A 1,181-nucleotide genomic window follows, 5' to 3' on the forward strand; every position below is an offset into this window, starting at 1 on the left:
GGGTGAAGGTGCTCAGGTCAGAGAAGGACTGAAGGGCATCAATATCGAAAAGAGACTGCTGTAAAGACACAAAAAATCCGGCTTCCCGCGAGTGGAAACCGGATTTTCGGAAAGCCCCGCTCTGCCTGCAATGCTTAAGTGAACGGCATTACGCACTAGGCGGGGTTTTCTCGGAGCGTGTTACGAGGGGATGATTTACATCATGCCGCCCATACCGCCCATTCCACCCATGCCGCCCATGTCCGGAGCGCCGCCACCGGCATTTTCTTCCGGCTTATCCGCCACCATGGCTTCGGTGGTGATCATCAGGCCGGCGATGGAAGCCGCTGCCTGCAGCGCGGAACGGGTTACCTTGGCAGGATCCAGGATACCCATTTCCAGCATGTCACCGTATTCACCGGTGGCCGCGTTGTAGCCGTAGTTGCCTTTGCCATTACGCACTTCCTGCACAATCACAGACGCTTCAGCGCCGGCGTTGTAGGCGATCTGACGCAGGGGCATTTCCAGCGCACGGAAGGTCAGGGCAATACCGGCGTTCTGCTCGTCGTTGTCACCCTTGATGGTGCCAACGTTGGCCAGCGCGCGTACCAGCGCCACACCACCGCCAGGAACCACACCTTCTTCTACCGCAGCGCGGGTCGCATGCAGGGCATCGTCCACACGGGCTTTCTTCTCTTTCATTTCAATCTCGGTGGCCGCACCGATCTTGATTACCGCAACACCGCCGGCCAGCTTGGCCACGCGCTCTTGCAGTTTTTCCTTGTCGTAGTCAGAAGAAGAGTTCTCGATTTCCTTGCGGATCTGTTCCACACGGCCATCGATATCTGCCTGCTGGCCAGCGCCATCAACAATGGTGGTATTTTCCTTGTCGATGTTCACTTTCTTGGCAGTACCCAGATCTTCCAGGGACGCATTCTCCAGGCTCAGGCCCACTTCTTCGCTGATCACGGTACCGCCGGTGAGGATGGCGATGTCCTGCAGCATGGCCTTGCGACGGTCACCGAAGCCCGGCGCTTTCACGGCGGCGCACTTGATGATGCCGCGCATGTTGTTCACAACCAGGGTCGCCAGCGCTTCGCCTTCGATATCTTCGGCGATGATCAGCAGCGGCTTGCCTGCCTTGGCCACATTTTCCAGGGCCGGCAGCAGTTCGCGGATGTTGGAGATCTTCTTGTCTACCA

1 protein-coding gene is annotated in these 1,181 nt (G+C 58.1%); it reads right to left on the minus strand.

What is annotated here, in order from left to right:
* Positions 1-195: 195 nt before the first annotated feature.
* A partial coding sequence (groEL, locus tag A3754_RS21485; RefSeq protein ID WP_156497134.1) for a chaperonin GroEL occupies positions 196-1,181 on the minus strand: 986 nt, incomplete at its 5' end.

This window comes from Alcanivorax sp. HI0083 (assembly GCF_001635175.1).